This window comes from Pedobacter sp. B4419 (assembly GCF_059693725.1).
In genome coordinates, this window is record NZ_JCASSL010000001.1 from 652,772 (window position 1) to 669,427 (window position 16,656).

Below are 16,656 nucleotides of genomic sequence, written 5' to 3' on the forward strand. Positions count from 1 at the left end.
TACCTAGCGACTACCTGTTGCCAGAAAAGCGTCTACAACGCATCTACTTAAAATGATTAATTAGCTGTTTTTCAGTTGTTTGTCTGTCTTGTTCGTTGATTTGAACTAGTAGAGAGCTACGGCTTTTGGAGCTAGCTGCACAAATAGGAAAAAGCTGGAACCTTGGCCTACCGTGCTTTCAAAATCTATTCTTCCGCCTTGGTGCTCGATAAATTCTTTGCACAGCATCAAACCCAAGCCAATGCCCTTTTCGTTATTGGTGCCATAGGTAGATTCGGCCTTGATGGAGAAGATTTTTTCTTGTTTTTCTGCTGCAATGCCATTTCCATTGTCGCTGATGGTAATCTGGCATTCATTAAGCAATGGTTTGGCACTGACTTCTATTTTTCCGCCGTTTGGCGTAAACTTTATGGCATTGCTTATCAAATTGCGCACCACCAGTTGCAGCATGTCTGCATCGGCAAAAACCTGGAGCGTAGGGGAGATGCTTACATTTAGGGCAATGTCTTTTTTAGTAGCGTTTACATTTTCCATTTCAATGGTGCCCCGTAAAGCCAAACCAAGGTTTATAGTGGTTAAATTGGCGCTTACGCCATCCATTTGCGATTTTGACCAATGCAAAAAGTTGGATAGCATTTGTACGGCACCGTTGGTCGATTGCATTAAAGATCTTTCCAATATTGGCAGATTGATGTCGTCGACTTGGCTTTCGTTCAGCAATTGCAGGTAGTTTTGAATGTTGATGAGGGGCGAGCGCAGGTCGTGGGAGATGATAGACATCAGCTTGTTCTTTTCGCTGTTGCTCTTTTCCAATTGTTCGTTTTGGACCAAAATCTGGGCTTTGCTGTTTTCTACCGCCAAGGTTTTCTCTAGGGCCACCTGTCTTTCGGTATCGTAGCTTCTCCTGATGAACCTAATGATGATGTAGACGACGAAAACCGGGATCGGGAATGCGGTAACACGATCAATGAATTGCCCTTGGCCTGCTACAAAAGGATGCTGTACCCAATCGGGATAGCGGAATTCGAGAAAGTGGATAAGAATGAAACTTACCAAATAAATCAACAGCCACCTCAAATGTTGCTAATAGGGAGAAATGGCCAGCACCAAGAGCAAATAGGCTGGCCAGATCAAATCTGTAGAGCCATCGATGCCCGAATTGGTAAAATAATTAACACCAAAAATAACCAGGCCCGCCAAGGCAAACAAGGTGGTGCTATGCGTTTGGGCTTTAAATCGCGAACGATAGTATTGATAAACAAACAGCACGCCGAATACCAAAGCTGAAAAAGAGCCCACATATAAGCCCGCATATAGGTTGTAGGGAATGTAGACGGCATCTAAAATAACCAGTGCGATACAAATTGAATGAAAAATCCTGCTCTCTAAGGCAAACAAGCTAGGACTTCCTATTAAATCTGTCCAAAGTGTTTTATTCTTGAGAGACTTTAGACCGATTGCAATAAGAGATGGTTTAGGCATGTTGAACTGTTCGGATTGTAAAAGTAAATTTTTTGAACTATAAAATTACTGCCTACCTCAACATATCATTTTCATTGCCATCTGGCTGTTGACATCTGTTGATAGAAAAAGTCTAAATGTTCAGTGGTGATGTATTTGTTCTCGAATAAATAATAAGATCATTATAATTTTAATAGGTTTTTGTATACGGAAAATAAGACTTTTATTTTAGGGCATTGACATTTTTGCCCTTGGGGAAATGTAGACAATCATTGAACACACTTTGTTCGAAGTTAAATTCCTGGCAAAAGTTTAAAATCTGTTTTTCATTCTATCGCAACCTAATATTGAACGAATGTAAATGGTGCCATTGTCCAGAACAAGAACCTAGGTGACAATGTCCGGAAATTTCCGAAAATGTCTGAAAATGTCTGTTTTTTGGCTGGGTTCTTCGAGTCTCCTTCGAGAGTTGTTCGGAAAACTGCCCTTTAAACGCACTTTTCCCGAAGAAGAGTCGGACAAGAGTCGAAGAAGATGTTAATATTAACAAAAAAGCCTCCGATTTCTCGAAGGCTTTTAAGCGTACCCAGAGCCGGAGTCGAACCGGCACGGTTTCCCACAGGTGTTTGAGACCAGCGCGTCTACCAATTCCGCCATCTGGGCATTGCTGTTTAGCGGGATGCAAATATAGCAAGGGCAATATTGATTTGCAAACATTATTTTTATTTATCATTTAACTGCCTTTAAAACAAGGGCTTCTCTACTCCAAAAAAGAGACGTTTTATACCTTTTCGCCCAAAACAATGCTGTTTGGTTGCTTGTTGTTGTAGTATCTCCATCAAAATGATGCGCTCCAGCAATTAATTTTTGATAATAATTGATCAATACCCTAATTATTTTATTTCGAATATGAAAATAGCATACATTTCAACCTATCCTCCCAGAGAATGCGGTTTAGCCACTTTTAACCAGAACTTGATCAAGGCCATCAATGCCAATTTGAGCGACCAAACCTTTGCACAATCAAGTTTAGTGGTAGCATTGAACCAATCAGACGATGTGAACGAATACGCATATCCCAAAGAGGTGAAGTTTGTAATCAGACAGAACCTGCAGGAAGATTATGCAGCCGCTGCCCAATTTATCAACAACAGCGATGCTGATGCTTGTATCCTGCAGCACGAGTTTGGGATTTACGGAGGAGAAAGCGGGCTTTATGTACTGCCTTTTATCAATCAATTAGAGAAACCATTGGTTTCCATTCTGCATACCGTTTTAAATTCGCCTACTTTTCTCCAAAAATCGATTATTAGGGAAATAGCCAAACGTTCTACCAAAATTGTGGTGATGAGCAAAAAGGCCATCGATTTTCTCATTCAGATTTACCAGATTCCCAAAGAAAAAATCCAGTTTATAGAACATGGAGTGCCAGATTTGGAAGCTCCGTTGCCAAACCCTATTAAAAGTCTGCCTCAACTAAAAGGCAAACGCCTGTTGCTTACTTTTGGCCTGATTAGCCGCAACAAGGGGCTGGAAACCGTGGTAAAAGCCTTGCCACAAATTGTAGCCAAAAATCCAGATGTGGCTTATGTGATATTGGGCAATACGCATCCAGGTATTTTAAAGCATTCGGGCGAAGAGTATCGTGATTACCTTAAGAACTTGGCCGAAGAATTGGGCGTAGCCGATCATTTGGTCTTTTTAAACCGTTTTGTAGAGGAAGAAGAACTAATCAATTATCTTTCGGCTGCCGAGGTATACATTACACCTTATTTTAACGAAGCCCAAATTACCAGTGGCACGCTTTCTTATGCCGTTGGTGCCGGTGCGGCGGTAGTTTCTACCCCTTATTGGCATGCACAAGAATTGTTGGCCGATGGTCGTGGCGAATTGTTCAACTTTAAAGACCATGCCAATTTAGCCCATTTAGTTAATCGATTGCTCGAAAACCCTTCACAGCTACAGGCTTTAAAAAGCAAGGCCTATCAGTATGGCTTACAGTTGCGTTGGCCAAAAATTGGTCAATCTTATATTCAATTAATAGAAAAAGCCGTGAAACACCCTGATTATAGTGATAAGATTCTCCGTCAGATTATTGATCCTGGATTAATGCCAGAATTTAGCCTTGATTATGTTAAACGACTTACCGACGATACCGGAATTTTTCAGCATGCCAAATATGGAATTCCCAATCGGAGGGAAGGCTACTGTTTAGATGATAATGCCCGTGCCTTGCTGATGGCCTTAATGGCTTACCAAGAAACCGGAAGTAAGGAAGCATTAGACCTGATGCCGATTTATTTGAGCTACATCCACGATATGCAGCTGGAAAATGGAGATTTCAGGAATTTCATGAGTTTTAGTCGCCAATATTTGGATGAGCGTGGCTCAGACGATTCTTTTGGCCGTACGATTTGGGCCTTAGGCTATTTAATCAACGCGGCGCCTAACCGGTCTTTTGTAGAGCTTGGGCAGGAACTTTTCTTTAAAGCTATCCCACACCTCAAAGAACTGGTGCATTTAAGGGGGATGTGTAATTCCATTATCGGCTTAAGCCATTACCTCAAAGCCCATCCTTATGATGAACGCATCCTGGTGGAAGTTAATGCTCTATCAGAAAAGCTGATCAAGGCTTATAAGGATACCAAAGATGAAGATTGGCATTGGTTTGAAGACCATATGACCTATGACAATGCCTTATTTCCTTTGGCCTTGCTGCATGTGGCAGAAATAACCGGAAATGCCGAGGTGAAGCAGATTGCTTTGGAATCATTGCTGTACCTGGAAAAATTGACCTTTAACTTGAGTACCATTAATCCTATTGGAAATAACGGATGGCATGCCAAAGGGAAGAAAGATATACCCTTGTATGACCAGCAGGCCATTGAATTGATGGCCATGGTACTGATGTACTGCCAAGCTTATGTGGTTACGAAAGACAACGACTATCTTAAAAAGATGTACTCGTGCTACATGTGGTTTCTGGGAGAAAATTCTTTACGTATTCCGCTTTACGATTCGGAGACCAAAGGCTGCGCCGACGGCTTGCATCCGGGTAGCGTAAACAGGAACCAAGGGGCAGAAAGTACATTAGCCTACCTAGTATCGCATTTAGTAGTGGCGCAAGCCTTTAAATTTGATCACGATCTTAATTTGGTTAAAAGAAAAGAGACTTTGCTGCTGAAATAAAGAGAATAACAATCAACCCTATTATTGTTAGCAAGGCTGTAAAAAGCCAAAGCCGCCATTTTAAAAATGACGGCTTTTTTATTTGGCTATTTTCTGGTTGGTGGAGACACCAACCAGGGGGACTATACAAGTTTTATCAATTAGAGGGGCCGTAAAAATTGTAGATGAGCTTTATTTGGCAGGTGAGACACCAGCCGATAGACGGTATTACTGGTTGGTGGAGACACCAACCAGGGAGACTAGCATGCATGGTTGCGATAAATCAGGCGTCTGGCTGATTTTACTGGTTGGTGTCCCCATCAACCAGGTAGACGATATGAATTGGCCGGGTCATGAAGTTATAGATGAATTTTTATTTGGCAGGTGAGACACCAGCCAATAGACGGTTTTACTGGTTGGTGTCTCCACCAACCAGATAGATAACAGACAGTGGGAGAATAGTACACGAGGTGGCGCTCACGCTGGGTCAAACCAGGTGTCTGGCTTCACAAATGCTTAATCCATTAAATAGCCGGAGATGTTTTTAGGCGATCCAGCAAGCTCTTCAAATCAACCGAGGCAAATGATGATGAATAATCAGATAAGCCATAAGGAATAATCAATTCGCCATTGTTAATGATGCCGCCACAAGAATATACCACATTAGGCACGTAGCCCTCGCGTTCATCTGGATTTGGAATGAGCAATGGCTCAGACAAACGGCCAATTTCTACAGTTGGATCTTCCAGGTCGAGTAAGCAGGCACTAAGGCAATAGCGGCGCATCGGTCCAACGGCATGGGTAATAACCAGCCAACCATCTTCGGTTTCTATCGGCGAACCACAGTTGCCTACCTGTACAAATTCCCAGCTATATTTAGGCTCCTGCAATTTGATCGGGTTTTCCCAAACATTGATTTTGTTGGAGTACATGATGTAATTGTTTACCCCATCAATGCGCGATAGCATGGCATATTTGCCATTAATTTTACGCGGGAAAAGCGCCAGGTTTTTATTTTGGGCACCTGCACCAAACAAAGGTCCAATGGCGAAATCGTAAAAGTCTTTTGTTTTGAGCAGTTTAGGGATGATAATCTGTCCGTCGTAGGCCGTATAAGTGGCGTAATAGGTAATGGAACCATCGTCACTGATGAATTTGGTAAATCGGGCATCCTCAATGCCTTTGCGTTCAAACTCCGAAATAGGGAAAATTACCCGATCGGAAATATCGGTATCCATAGAGAAAATGATTTCGTAATAAGAATCCGATAGCCACAGTACTTTTTCCAATTCTACATCTCTGGCTGGATCTGGCTCTTTGTCTTGCGTTTCGGCAATTACCTGTTTAAGGGTAGCATAATCAAATTGATCAGCCAGCTTGGTATTCAGCTCTGCCAAAACCTCTTTATCGATAAGAGAAATAAGCCCCTTGTCTAAAAAGAGTTTTTTATTGTAGGTGGCATTCCTGATGATTTCTGCTTCATCGATGTAATTGCCTACGGGGATGACGGTAATGTTGTTGTGCCTATCGATGAGCGCACGCCTAAAGACAATCGACGAAATGTGCCCTTCGCCAACGGCCCTAAAGCTGATGATCAGTCTTTTCTCTCCTTCTTCCAAATCGCTCTGGTCAGGATCTTCAATGATGGAAGGATTAAAGAAGGCCGCCGATTCGATTGAATATTCGTGGGTAAAATAAGAACCGATTAGCAAGCGCCGGTGCTCTGGCAGTTCCCGGTAATCGATTTCCATTTTTTCGAACAAGGGCTTCAGCTTTTTGCAATGCCTCAGCAACAATTTGGTAATGTTGCGATGTCGTTTGGAGTATTCTTGCAGCAATGGCGATATAATGGTAAAAACCTGCTCATCGCTTAAGGTCATAATTTTGTTAATCACATCTCTGCCTCTTTCGTCGCCATTAAAAAAAAACCTTGCAATTACTCTTTTAGGATCGGGATAAACTTTAACGTGTTTACGTTGAATAGGGAGTCTCATCATGCGTATGATATTTAATTGTTGAGGTAGATGCGGTGATGAAGTAGGTTAACTATTTGAGCATTTTAAGGGTGAGCGCAGTAACCAAGGCCCCAAAAACATAATAGCCGATGGTAAGCGCCTTTACCTGATTGTTACTGGCCACAGGCTCATCGTTTAAGCCAAGTTTTCCGGGCAGGTTAATGGCCCCAATGCCTGCACTTAAGCCAAGCCCTAAAGCTTTTGGCCAAATGTATTTCGATTTGCCCGAACCAATCAGGCTATAATAAAGTCCATTGCTGATCACATCGGTAACCAAGGTAGCCTGATACAGATCCTCTTCGTTTTCAATAGGCTCGCCAATGGCGGTTAAGCCTTTGCTTAGTGCATCTTCGCCTAATAAATGGATATGGGGCACATTATCGCCCTGTTTCCTGATGGCCTCATGTAAAATGTTTAAGGCGATGGCTCCGGTAAAGCCTGCAATTAAGTTTCTGATCTTTCCCATAGGTTATTGTTTTAAGCTCACCCAGGCAATGGCCGTTTCTAACGCTGCCAAGTTAAATCCTTTGGCTTCGCCAGGGGTAAGGTAACTAAAAAAATCTGTGAATTTTTCGACTGCTTTCTGATCGGTTACAATGGCAATTTTTTTCCATTGCGTAAAGTGCTTGATCCCGGCAATCATATCTTGTATCCAAGCACCGGCCGTAAAATTTTCTACATCGGTTTCGAGCACCAGAATGTAATAGATTTCTTGGTATTGCTTGGTTAAGGCTTCTAAACCTGGCAACAAAACTCCCTTAAGGTCATCGGCTGTCACTTCGCCCTTGGCTTTAACGCCAAATACATAGGGGGGAAGGTTGTTCATCGGACTTAGCATAATTTGTGAGTTAGGTGGTTAAATAACAATCCGGACCATGGAATGTTTGTGCCTATTTGCCGGTTTCAAGGTGTGGCGCATCTACCGGCTTTGACTCTGGCGATCCTTTTTGGCGCAAGTAGATGGTTAAGAACACAATGCTGGCTACAGATAGAAATTCGCTCTGCCAATTTTGGAAAGATTCGAACCAGAACCGTGCGGCGAACAAATAATCGAACATCGACTGCTTAGGTAATCCCTTTAGGCTTTGCTCGATGTTGTTTTCTTGCCAGCTGCCATAAAAATGGAAATACCAGCTCACCAAAAACAAAAGTAGAAAGCAGCTAGAAAGCGAATTTTGGTATAATTTTAAAATCAGGCCACCTTTTCTAACGGGCCATGGGGCGTCCTTCCCTTTCTTAGGCGCTCTGTCAACTTCCTCTTTGTCTGAAAGCGATTTCGACTCTGCTGAGCCGACTTGCCTTAGCTTGATGGTTAGCATTACATACAAGGCCATTTGGAGGAATTCGCTTTCAAAATTCTCGAAAGTAGCGGCAATGAAATGGCCTGAACATAAGTAAGTGCCGAAATTCAATTTTGCCTGTCCGGCTTCCTTCAGGTCTTCGTTGTGAACGTTAAAACCAGTAAGGGCCTGTGCCCACAAAGCGATCATAAACAGGGTGATAAAAACGAGCGTAAGGCCATTCCTATACCAAAAGGAATATTTTTTAGGGATTGTCATTTGTGCTTTAGGTTAGTAGCGGGTGGAGTGTATAATTTCTGGCATTTGGTGCAGTAGAAAGTTCGGCGATTGGTTTTGCCCAGGTATTCTTTATGGATTGGATGCCCTTTTGGACATTCTTTCTTGGTATGTGCCAGCCAATGCTTTTTGAGTACAAATGCCTTTTTCCATTTTAAAAAATCGAAACTATAATTTCTCGCCTCCTTAACCAAAGCCTTTAGTTTGGTCAAGGGCAAGGTCTTAACGGTATTTAAGGGATGTACACCAATGCGGTAAAGCACCTCGTTTTTAATGATATTGCCAACGCCAGCAAAAATATGCTGGTCTAAAAGCAGGTCGCATACCAGCGTATCGCCTTTTTCCTGGGCCTTTTTCAATGCCAGTTTGGCGTCCCATTCATCGCTCATTACGTCGGCTTTCCAATCGTAAACCTCGTCAAGATCGCCCTCGATGAACTGAAGCGAGCAGGTATAGAAGTTGAGCTCATCTCGATTAAAAACAAGGCTGATCCGTGGCTGGCTTTCTTTTCTTTCGTTGATACGGTAGGTGCCGAAAAGCATAAAATGAACCCTGAGCGTGAGGTCTTTGAAACAGATTAAAAAATGCTTGCCCCAGCTCTTAAAATCGACTATTTTTTGGCCGATTAAGCGATCCTTATCCAGTTTGGTATTGCCACCAACCTCAATTACAGCTTTGCCCTTTAAATGTAACTCCTCTATAAGTTCCTTTAAAATAACTATGGATGGTCCCTCTGGCATAACTAATCGTTTACTTTTTTAAACTTGAACTTATCCTTGATGTAATAGTTAAAATAACGGCCTTTAGAACCCGCAATCTTTAGCATTTGGAAAACTTTTTCGGGCACGTTTTTATAATGGTATTCCATGCCCGTTACAAAAATGATTTTGAGGGTATGCGATTTTTCGTCGTAATTGAAATGCTGGATAACTGAAGAAGGCATTTTTTTAAGTCCTTTAGGCTATGCTTGATGGTTCACTCAACAAATCGTCATCCCGGACTTGATCCGGGATCTTATTTGAAGAATAACTAACCATTGAGTAATTGAGACAATTTCCCATGGGCTAAGCCTTCTTTTTTTCTTTTGCTACTTTATCCATTCCTTTTCCCGATTCGTTTGGCGTATCGCCGGCTTGTCCGTATTTAGGTGCGTCGCCTTTTCCATTTTGGTCAAAACTGGCTTTGCCCTTGGCATCGTGCACTTTTTTTGTACTGGTTTGTTTTTTATCTTTTTCCATGACTGTAATTTTAATTTAAATCGTAATTCTTCCACCTGTTACCGGGATAGTGGCACCAGAAATATAACTGGCCTCATCTGATGCCAAAAACACATAAGCCGGGGCTACTTCAACCGGCTGCCCGGGTCTGCCCATGGGCGTATCCATGCCAAATTTTTCTGGGTCGGGCATGGTGGAGGGGATGAGCGGGGTCCAGATAGGACCAGGCGCCACTGCATTTACCCGAATGCCTTTGCCTGCAGTGAGCAAGATCTGGCTCAAATTGGCTGTAAAGTTCTGAATGGCTCCCTTGGTTGCCGCATAGGGCAATAGTACAGGAGTGGGGTTATAGGCATTTACCGAGGTGGTATTGATGATATTGCTGCCCTTTTTCATGTAAGGTTCGGCTGCTTTGCTCAAATAAAACATGGCGTGGATATTCGTTTCGAATGTTTTTATCCATTCTTCGGTTGGGATATCAGCTAAGCTTTCTCTAGCCATTTGAAAGGCTGCATTATTAACCAGGATATCAATTTGCCCAAATTCTTTAACAGCCTTTTCTACAATTTTTTTGCAATGGCTTTCCTTTCTGATATCACCTTTAACCAGCACTGCTTTTTGGCCGGCCTGTTCTACATAGTTGGCCGAATCTTGTGCATCCTTGGTTTCCTCATCACTCAAATAGCTGATCAGTACATCGGCACCTTCGCGCGCAAAGGCAATGGCAATTGCTTTTCCAATACCCGAATCGCCACCTGTAATAATGGCTTTTTTACCTGTTAACTTACCCGATCCTTTGTAGCTTTCTTCACCGTGGTCGGCCAAAGGTTTCATGGCCTGCTCTTTTCCAGGCGGGCTTTGCTTTTGTTTGGGAAAAGGCGGCACATCGTATTTGGTGTCGGGTTTCTTTGGCGGTTCTTGTTTCTTTTGTTTCTTCATCTGTTTATGTTTTTCAATAGCCTTTATTGCTTTGTTTTCCTCAAGCTCCCTTCAGTGGTTCAACGCCCATCTTTCATGCTTGGGATTTTTAAAGAGAACAGGTTGGTTCTCAAAAAGTTTTGCCTAATTTTTATTGCTCAGCTTGCCTAAACATTTTAAAAAAACAATTGTTACACAAGAGATTAAAACCGATGACCATGAGTTTAGTAGCCTATAAAAAGAAACGCTCTTTTTCAAAAACTACCGAACCTAAAGGAGGCAAGGGTAGTGGCAAAGAGTTGCGATTTGTGATCCAAAAGCACGCCGCGTCGCACCTGCATTATGATTTCCGTTTAGAGATGGATGGCGTACTCAAAAGCTGGGCGGTGCCCAAAGGACCATCAACCGATCCTGCCGTTAAGCGATTGGCCATGATGGTAGAAGACCATCCTTATGACTACCGTAATTTTGAAGGCATTATTCCGAAAGGCGAATATGGCGGTGGCACCGTAATTGTTTGGGACGAAGGCACCTACGAACCCGTAGAGCTGGAAGGTGCGGATGTTAAAAAACAAGAAAAGGAGCTTTTGCATGAGCTGCATGCCAAAAAAATAAAATTCAGGTTGAAAGGCAAAAAACTAAAAGGCGAATACGCCTTGGTTAAAACCTATGGCAAAGACGAAAATGCCTGGCTTTTAATGAAGCTCGAAGATAAATACGCCAGTACCGATGATATTTTGAAAAAAGACAAATCTGTTGTTTCCAAAAAAACAGTGGAGCAGATAGAAAAAACCAGCACCAATATTTATGGCAAAAAGACCAAATCGTCTGCCAAAGATCCCATTAAAGAAGTGAGCAAGAAAGTAAAGGCAGCGCCTCAGGCTGCTCCGACAAAATCAAAAGTGGCAAAGCCGAAGGATGCGGAGCGAACACCGTTTTATAAATCGGTAAAGCCGATGCTGGCCACTTTGGTTGACAAACCTGTTGACAGCGGAGATTGGCTTTATGAAATTAAGTGGGACGGTTATCGGGCTTTGGCCTTTATGAACAAAAAAGAACTGGAACTGAAATCGAGAAACAATAAATCTTTTAACGAAAAATTTTACCCGGTTTACGATGCCTTAAAAGAATGGGGAATTAATGCCGTAATTGATGGAGAGATTGTGGTGGTGAATGAAAATGGCATAGCCAATTTTGGCGCGTTGCAAAACTGGCGGAGCGAGGCCGATGGAGAGTTGCGCTATTATGTATTTGATGTTTTATGGTATGATGGCTACGACCTAAAAGGCTTGCCCTTGTACGAACGAAGGGAAATATTGCAACAATTGGTGCCCGCAAATACGATTATCGAGTTTAGCAAGGCATTTGAAACTTCGGGCAATGAATTTTTAGAGGCGGCCAAAAAGATTGGGCTCGAAGGAATCATGGCCAAGCGAAAAGACAGCTTGTATGAACTTAACCATAGAACCACCAATTGGCTAAAAATTAAGGCCAACCGGCGACAAGAGGTGGTAATTGGTGGCTATACCAAGAACGAGGATACCGGCAAGCCTTTTAGTGCCTTGTTGGTAGGTGTTTTTGAAAAGGGAAAATTTGTTTATACCGGTAAAATAGGCACGGGTTTTAATATCAAAACCCAAAAGGAAATGTTGAGGCAGTTTGAACCTTTAGTGGTAGAAAAACCACCATTTAGTACCGAACCCGATGTAAACAAGCCCAGTCGCTTTAGGCCAAATCCGCCTCATGCTACTGCAACCTGGCTTAAGCCCGAGTTGATCTGTGAAGTAAGTTTTGCCGAAATGACCAGCGATGGTGTAATGCGCCACCCTTCGTTTGAGGGTATGCGTGAAGATAAAAAAGCGAAGGAGGTAAAGTTGGAAAAGGAAGAACAAATCGAAAAAATATTGGATAAGGAAGTGAAAGACACTTACCTTAAACCGGTGAAGGAGCATAAAAGAAAAACATTGCTCAACCCGACAGAGCAGACGCAGTCGAAAAAAATAGGCAAGCATGAACTGCAGTTTACAAACCTAAAAAAGCTGTACTGGCCCGTTGAAAAGATCAGCAAAAGAGAGCTCGTTAATTATTATTATCAGATAGCACCTTACCTCTTGCCTTATTTGAAAGATCGACCACAATCATTAAACCGTTTTCCGAATGGGATTACCGGACACAGCTTTTACCAGAAAGACGTGACAGGCAAAGTGCCTGATTGGATGGATACCTATTTGTACCATACCGATGGAAGCGATGAAGACAAGCACTTTTTATTGGGCAATAATGAGGCTACGCTGTTGTACATGGCCGGATTGGGTTGCATAGAGATGAATCCCTGGAACAGCACGACTAAAAAGCCAGATCACCCTACCTGGTGCATCATCGATTTGGACCCCGACAAAAATTCCTTCGATCAGGTAATCGAAGCAGCTCAGGTAACCAAGCAAGTGCTCGATGAGATGAAAGTGCCCAGCTATTGCAAAACAAGTGGCTCAACAGGTTTGCATATTTATATCCCTTTGGGTGCAAAATATACTTATGAGCAATCGAAAGAATTTGCACGCATTATTGTAAACCTGGTACACCGCGAAATACCTGCCTATACCAGTTTGGAACGCACCGTGGCAGATCGGAAAGGAAAAATGTACCTGGATTTTCTGCAAAACAGGGCGCAGGCTACCATTGCAGCCCCTTATTCAGTAAGGCCCAAGCCTGGGGCTACGGTTTCTATGCCTTTGCATTGGGACGAGGTGAAGAAAGGCTTGAAAATGAAAGATTTTACCATTTTTAATGCGGTAGAAAGGGTAGAGGCCATGGGCGATATCTTTAAGCCGGTATTGGGCAAGGGGATCGATTTGAAGAAAATAATCAAGGACCTTAACAAGGGGGAATAGGGTATTGCGTATTGAGTAATGCGTATTGAGTAATGCGTGTGGCGTGTAGCGATGAAAATGCCAGGCCCTAATCGCGTATCTTAAGCCCTTTTTTTACTGCCTAGGCTTTTCATCAATTGATCATAGAGGTTATCGCTTGTTGCTTTTTGCGGTTTCATTTTCTTAACGACCACGCGTTTGCCTTTGGCCTTGGCTTTGATGATTTTGAGCAGCTCTGCACTGTATTCATCTTTAAAGGCACTGATGTCGAAATTGGAACTGTATTGTTTGATCAGTGCCAGGCCTACGTCCATTTCTTTTTTGGTGATTTTGCTACCGTCTACTTTCTTGATGTCCTTCATGTCTCTGATTTCTTCCTGGAACCTCATTTTGGTGACCACAATTACACCATCCATTGGATGGATGACACAGAGATTTTCAGTATTTCGAAGTACAAAACGGGCAATGCCAGCCTTTTTCGATTTTTCTAAGGCCTTCAACAAAAGGGCATAGGCTTTGGTGCCTTGTTTTTCGGGTTCGGTATAATAGGAAGTTTCGTAATAAACCGGACTGATGTCTTGAAGATCGACAAAGTTTTCGAGTTCGATCACTTTGTTTTTTTCTGGTGCGGCTTCTTCAAAATCGTGTTCATCTAAAATGATGTAGCGGTCTTTTAAAAAATAGCCACGCACAATTTTTTCATAGGGCACTTCTTTATGGGTATCCTCGTTTACCCGGTGAAACCTGATCTTGGCGTGATCGCGTTCATCAAGCATATCCAAATCGAGATTGCTGTTTTGCACACCAGAATACAGTTTAACAGGAATATTGACTAAGCCAAAACCAATGGCACCTTTCCAAATCGATCTCATCTTTTCTTTTTTATCAAAACAAGCTACATCGCTTATTGTTTGCGTTCGCAGATTTTGTAGCCATCTTGCTCTAAATGAAACTATTGCTGAAATTAAGTAACAATAAAGTTAGAATATGGATAAAACATAGGTGTTTTTACCTGTTTTTTGCTAATTCGTTGTCAAATTGAGCGCCTTGGGCCAAAAAAATAGATTTTAATTAATTCGAAATTGTATTTTTGCCTTACATCCTTAATATTATGCTCAATCTTACTTACCCTAAGTGGGTTCTCCGCCTAAACCGGTGGGGGAACGACTTTCGTTTAATTACCACCTCCATTTTTGTACTCGGCATTTTCAATATTATTTACAAATTCGACTGGGTTGATGGTGAGGTCAAAGCTGCCGAAAACATGTGGAACCCAAGCTGGCTCCTGTTTGGTCCTTTGTTGTATTGCGCCTATCGCTCGATGGTGAACAAACCTTTGAGAATTAATGTAAAAGATTGTTTGCACCTGGTTCCTTTCTTTGCTTTCAGCATGTTTTATTTGATTGTAGCGCTCACTACTGATATGACTAATCCATGGGAGAACCTTGCATTCATCTGTTACCAAAATTCGTATGGTGCAATTATTTTATCGCTTATTCCCTATAGCATCCACATCCTGACCAAAATTTGGCAGGGAAGCAGCAAGAACAAACCTGATGCCGATATTTTGTTAGTTACCGTTAGCGCCCTTTATATTTTGATCTCTATTTTAATTAGCCTGATGCTCATTGGCTGGGGCATTGCCAAAATAGATATGGGTTTTGATTACCGCTACTTTGCTTACGGACTGTTGCTATTTATAAACATTGCCATTAGCTGGTATTGGTTAATGGGCGATAAGAAAGTGACTAGGGCAGAATTGACAGTGCATGAAAGTGATTCGCAGTTGAGGAGCTATAAACATTCGGCTTTGGCCAATGAACAGGCCAGCATGTATAAAGAGCAAATCGTCGAATATTTTGAAGATACCCAAGCTTACCTGGAACCGAGCTTGTCGCTTGATTTGCTGTCGAGAGAATTGGGCATCCCCAAACATTATTTCTCTCAGCTGTTTAATGTTTATTTTGAACGCAGCTTCCATAACTTCGTAGCCGATTATAGGATATTATATGCCATAGAATTATTGAATGGCAACCAGGGAAGGTTGAAAATAGAATCGCTGGCCTATTCTTGTGGCTTCAATTCTAAAACCTCTTTCAATAAGTATTTTAAGGAACGTACCGGTTTTACGCCTTCAGAATACCTGTTGCAACTGGAGAGACAAAGCGCTTAAGATTTTTTCGCTCTTTTTTATGATGCCGATGCGCTTGCTTATTGTATTGCCGTTTCCCTTAATACCTTTGGTTTTGTTTAGTGTAAGCTTGGTGGCTGCCGTTACCTTTTACCTGGCCTACCGCTCGCTCAACAAAAATCTTTTTAACAGGGTACTGCTGTGGACGATCTTCTACGTTTTTCTGAACAGTTTTTATGCTTTTTGCGTAGATGTTTTCTATGCACAGGAACCTTGGAAAGACCGGATTGCTCCCTTTATTCTCATGTATGGTCCCATTTTATACTTTGGGATTGTAGCGCTTAGAGACAGGGTATTGCCACTTTGGAAAGTGTTGTTGCATGCAACTCCCTTTATAGTTTTCTCTTTGCTCTTTTTGGCTTTGCTTTTCAATATCCTGGAGAATAACGAAGAAATGCATCGAAATATATACAGGCAGCTTTACCGTATTGGTCCGCTGTCTTTTTTAAGCTATACTTTGTATTCGGTGTTTTCGAGCCGGAAAATGTTTGCCCATTTTAGAGACAAGCTTCTCATGTTTGTTTTTGGAAGGGTATTCTTGCTGTTTTTGGCTACCATTATTATCGTGTTGTCTTTTTCGGGACGGGTAGCTGGGAATCAAAATGCAGTTTATTTGTTGAGGATGGTTGTGTATTCGTGCATGCTGATTTTTATCCTCATGATTTTTAACTATACCGTAAACCGGATGCTAAAACATGCCGGAAGATTGGGCAAAGCGGTGGCAATCGGGGCAGGGGAGCAGGAAAGCATCAAATACGAGCGTTCGCCACTTACGGAAGAGCAGTTGTTTGCCTATCGGGAAAAACTGATTGCCATAGTTGAAGATGAAAAACTCTTTTTGGATGCTTCTTTATCGTTGAGTAGTTTGGCCCAGCATTTAAAAATTCCAAACCATCACTTAACACAAGTATTCAATATGCAGCTGAAACAAACCTTTTATCAGTTTATCAATGGTTGCAGGGTAAATTACGCCTGCAGGCTATTGGAAGATCAACAGCTGAATATGAATTTAGAGGAGCTGGCCGAGAAAAGCGGCTTTAATGCCAAGGTTTCTTTTAACAGGCAGTTCAAGCAAATCAAGGGCTGCACACCTTCAGAGTACAGGGATCGGCTTAAAAGCTAATTATCTTTTCTTCCCTTTTATTGGATTTTTCTTGCCAGATGGAGAACAATCTTTTGTCCTATTTATTGTTTCTGGTTTTTAGCTGCTCGTTACATCGATGAGGTGGTTCAATTACA

General features: G+C 42.1%; 15 protein-coding genes and 1 tRNA gene. 4 read left to right on the top strand and 12 right to left on the bottom strand.

Annotation, left to right across the window (positions count from 1 at the left end; all coding sequences use genetic code 11):
* Nucleotides 1-105: 105 nt before the first annotated feature.
* The 3 genes from AC570H_RS02675 to AC570H_RS02685 form a co-directional block, all read right to left on the bottom strand.
* Complete coding sequence (locus AC570H_RS02675) at nucleotides 106-1,077, bottom strand: sensor histidine kinase (protein ID WP_497351447.1); 972 nt, start codon at nucleotides 1,075-1,077, stop codon at nucleotides 106-108.
* Nucleotides 1,078-1,083: 6 nt separating this feature from the next.
* Complete coding sequence (locus AC570H_RS02680) at nucleotides 1,084-1,482, bottom strand: hypothetical protein (protein WP_497351449.1); 399 nt, start codon at nucleotides 1,480-1,482, stop codon at nucleotides 1,084-1,086.
* A 562-nt stretch (nucleotides 1,483-2,044) separates the two neighbouring features.
* Nucleotides 2,045-2,124: transfer RNA gene (locus tag AC570H_RS02685), tRNA-Leu, on the bottom strand.
* Nucleotides 2,125-2,370: 246 nt separating this feature from the next.
* Between AC570H_RS02685 and AC570H_RS02690 the strand changes: the two genes are divergently transcribed.
* Nucleotides 2,371-4,650 (top strand): glycosyltransferase family 4 protein, encoded by a 2,280-nt coding sequence (locus tag AC570H_RS02690; protein ID WP_497351451.1) that lies wholly within the window; start codon nucleotides 2,371-2,373, stop codon nucleotides 4,648-4,650.
* A gap of 503 nt (nucleotides 4,651-5,153) precedes the next feature.
* Here AC570H_RS02690 and AC570H_RS02695 read toward each other — a convergent pair.
* From AC570H_RS02695 to AC570H_RS02730, 8 genes are all read right to left on the bottom strand, one after another.
* Nucleotides 5,154-6,623, bottom strand: coding sequence for a glycoside hydrolase family 130 protein (locus tag AC570H_RS02695; RefSeq protein ID WP_497354893.1), 1,470 nt, complete (start codon nucleotides 6,621-6,623; stop codon nucleotides 5,154-5,156).
* 52 nt (nucleotides 6,624-6,675) lie between these two features.
* Entirely contained in the window at nucleotides 6,676-7,110 is a 435-nt protein-coding gene (locus AC570H_RS02700; RefSeq protein ID WP_497351453.1) for a hypothetical protein, read from the bottom strand.
* A 3-nt stretch (nucleotides 7,111-7,113) separates the two neighbouring features.
* Nucleotides 7,114-7,470, bottom strand: a complete 357-nt coding sequence (locus tag AC570H_RS02705; RefSeq protein WP_497351455.1) for a SpoIIAA family protein — start codon at nucleotides 7,468-7,470, stop codon at nucleotides 7,114-7,116.
* A 64-nt stretch (nucleotides 7,471-7,534) separates the two neighbouring features.
* Nucleotides 7,535-8,203, bottom strand: a complete 669-nt coding sequence (locus AC570H_RS02710; protein ID WP_497351457.1) for a DUF6766 family protein — start codon at nucleotides 8,201-8,203, stop codon at nucleotides 7,535-7,537.
* The gene (locus AC570H_RS02715; RefSeq protein ID WP_497351459.1) at nucleotides 8,200-8,961 is read right to left on the bottom strand and encodes a DNA-formamidopyrimidine glycosylase family protein; all 762 of its coding nucleotides are present in this window, start codon (nucleotides 8,959-8,961) and stop codon (nucleotides 8,200-8,202) included. The genes AC570H_RS02710 and AC570H_RS02715 overlap by 4 nt, the downstream gene beginning before the upstream one ends.
* Before the next feature lie 2 nt (nucleotides 8,962-8,963).
* Nucleotides 8,964-9,164 carry a KTSC domain-containing protein gene (locus AC570H_RS02720; protein WP_497351461.1) on the bottom strand — a complete coding sequence of 67 codons (201 nt, stop codon included), beginning with the start codon at nucleotides 9,162-9,164 and terminating at the stop codon, nucleotides 8,964-8,966.
* Between the two features lie 121 nt (nucleotides 9,165-9,285).
* Nucleotides 9,286-9,459 (bottom strand): hypothetical protein, encoded by a 174-nt coding sequence (locus AC570H_RS02725; protein WP_497351463.1) that lies wholly within the window; start codon nucleotides 9,457-9,459, stop codon nucleotides 9,286-9,288.
* A gap of 15 nt (nucleotides 9,460-9,474) precedes the next feature.
* Complete coding sequence (locus AC570H_RS02730; protein ID WP_497351465.1) at nucleotides 9,475-10,377, bottom strand: glucose 1-dehydrogenase; 903 nt, start codon at nucleotides 10,375-10,377, stop codon at nucleotides 9,475-9,477.
* Between the two features lie 197 nt (nucleotides 10,378-10,574).
* Between AC570H_RS02730 and ligD the strand changes: the two genes are divergently transcribed.
* Nucleotides 10,575-13,247, top strand: a complete 2,673-nt coding sequence (ligD, locus tag AC570H_RS02735) for a DNA ligase D (protein ID WP_497351467.1) — start codon at nucleotides 10,575-10,577, stop codon at nucleotides 13,245-13,247.
* A gap of 80 nt (nucleotides 13,248-13,327) precedes the next feature.
* On the opposite strand, the gene ku is transcribed toward ligD, so the two are convergent.
* Complete coding sequence (ku, locus tag AC570H_RS02740) at nucleotides 13,328-14,098, bottom strand: non-homologous end joining protein Ku (protein WP_497351469.1); 771 nt, start codon at nucleotides 14,096-14,098, stop codon at nucleotides 13,328-13,330.
* Nucleotides 14,099-14,337: 239 nt separating this feature from the next.
* On the opposite strand from ku, the gene AC570H_RS02745 reads away from it, so the two are divergent.
* Together AC570H_RS02745 and AC570H_RS02750 are read left to right on the top strand one after the other, a co-directional pair.
* Entirely contained in the window at nucleotides 14,338-15,399 is a 1,062-nt protein-coding gene (locus tag AC570H_RS02745) for a helix-turn-helix domain-containing protein (RefSeq protein ID WP_497351471.1), read from the top strand.
* A 28-nt stretch (nucleotides 15,400-15,427) separates the two neighbouring features.
* Nucleotides 15,428-16,540, top strand: coding sequence for an AraC family transcriptional regulator (locus AC570H_RS02750; RefSeq protein ID WP_497351473.1), 1,113 nt, complete (start codon nucleotides 15,428-15,430; stop codon nucleotides 16,538-16,540).
* Nucleotides 16,541-16,656: the final 116 nt, after the last annotated feature.

Excerpts from the sequence above, each read along its gene's own strand:
- AC570H_RS02730 (WP_497351465.1), bottom strand. The coding sequence starts at position 10,377 with ATGAAGAAACAAAAGAAACAAGAACCGCCAAAGAAACCCGACACCAAA.
- ku (WP_497351469.1), bottom strand. The coding sequence starts at position 14,098 with ATGAGATCGATTTGGAAAGGTGCCATTGGTTTTGGCTTAGTCAATATT.
- AC570H_RS02695 (WP_497354893.1), bottom strand. The coding sequence starts at position 6,623 with ATGAGACTCCCTATTCAACGTAAACACGTTAAAGTTTATCCCGATCCT.
- AC570H_RS02705 (WP_497351455.1), bottom strand. The coding sequence starts at position 7,470 with ATGAACAACCTTCCCCCCTATGTATTTGGCGTTAAAGCCAAGGGCGAA.
- ligD (WP_497351467.1), top strand. The coding sequence starts at position 10,575 with ATGAGTTTAGTAGCCTATAAAAAGAAACGCTCTTTTTCAAAAACTACC.
- AC570H_RS02725 (WP_497351463.1), bottom strand. The coding sequence starts at position 9,459 with ATGGAAAAAGATAAAAAACAAACCAGTACAAAAAAAGTGCACGATGCC.
- AC570H_RS02750 (WP_497351473.1), top strand. The coding sequence starts at position 15,428 with ATGCGCTTGCTTATTGTATTGCCGTTTCCCTTAATACCTTTGGTTTTG.
- AC570H_RS02745 (WP_497351471.1), top strand. The coding sequence starts at position 14,338 with ATGCTCAATCTTACTTACCCTAAGTGGGTTCTCCGCCTAAACCGGTGG.
- AC570H_RS02700 (WP_497351453.1), bottom strand. The coding sequence starts at position 7,110 with ATGGGAAAGATCAGAAACTTAATTGCAGGCTTTACCGGAGCCATCGCC.
- AC570H_RS02720 (WP_497351461.1), bottom strand. The coding sequence starts at position 9,164 with ATGCCTTCTTCAGTTATCCAGCATTTCAATTACGACGAAAAATCGCAT.
- AC570H_RS02680 (WP_497351449.1), bottom strand. The coding sequence starts at position 1,482 with ATGCCTAAACCATCTCTTATTGCAATCGGTCTAAAGTCTCTCAAGAAT.
- AC570H_RS02715 (WP_497351459.1), bottom strand. The coding sequence starts at position 8,961 with ATGCCAGAGGGACCATCCATAGTTATTTTAAAGGAACTTATAGAGGAG.
- AC570H_RS02710 (WP_497351457.1), bottom strand. The coding sequence starts at position 8,203 with ATGACAATCCCTAAAAAATATTCCTTTTGGTATAGGAATGGCCTTACG.
- AC570H_RS02690 (WP_497351451.1), top strand. The coding sequence starts at position 2,371 with ATGAAAATAGCATACATTTCAACCTATCCTCCCAGAGAATGCGGTTTA.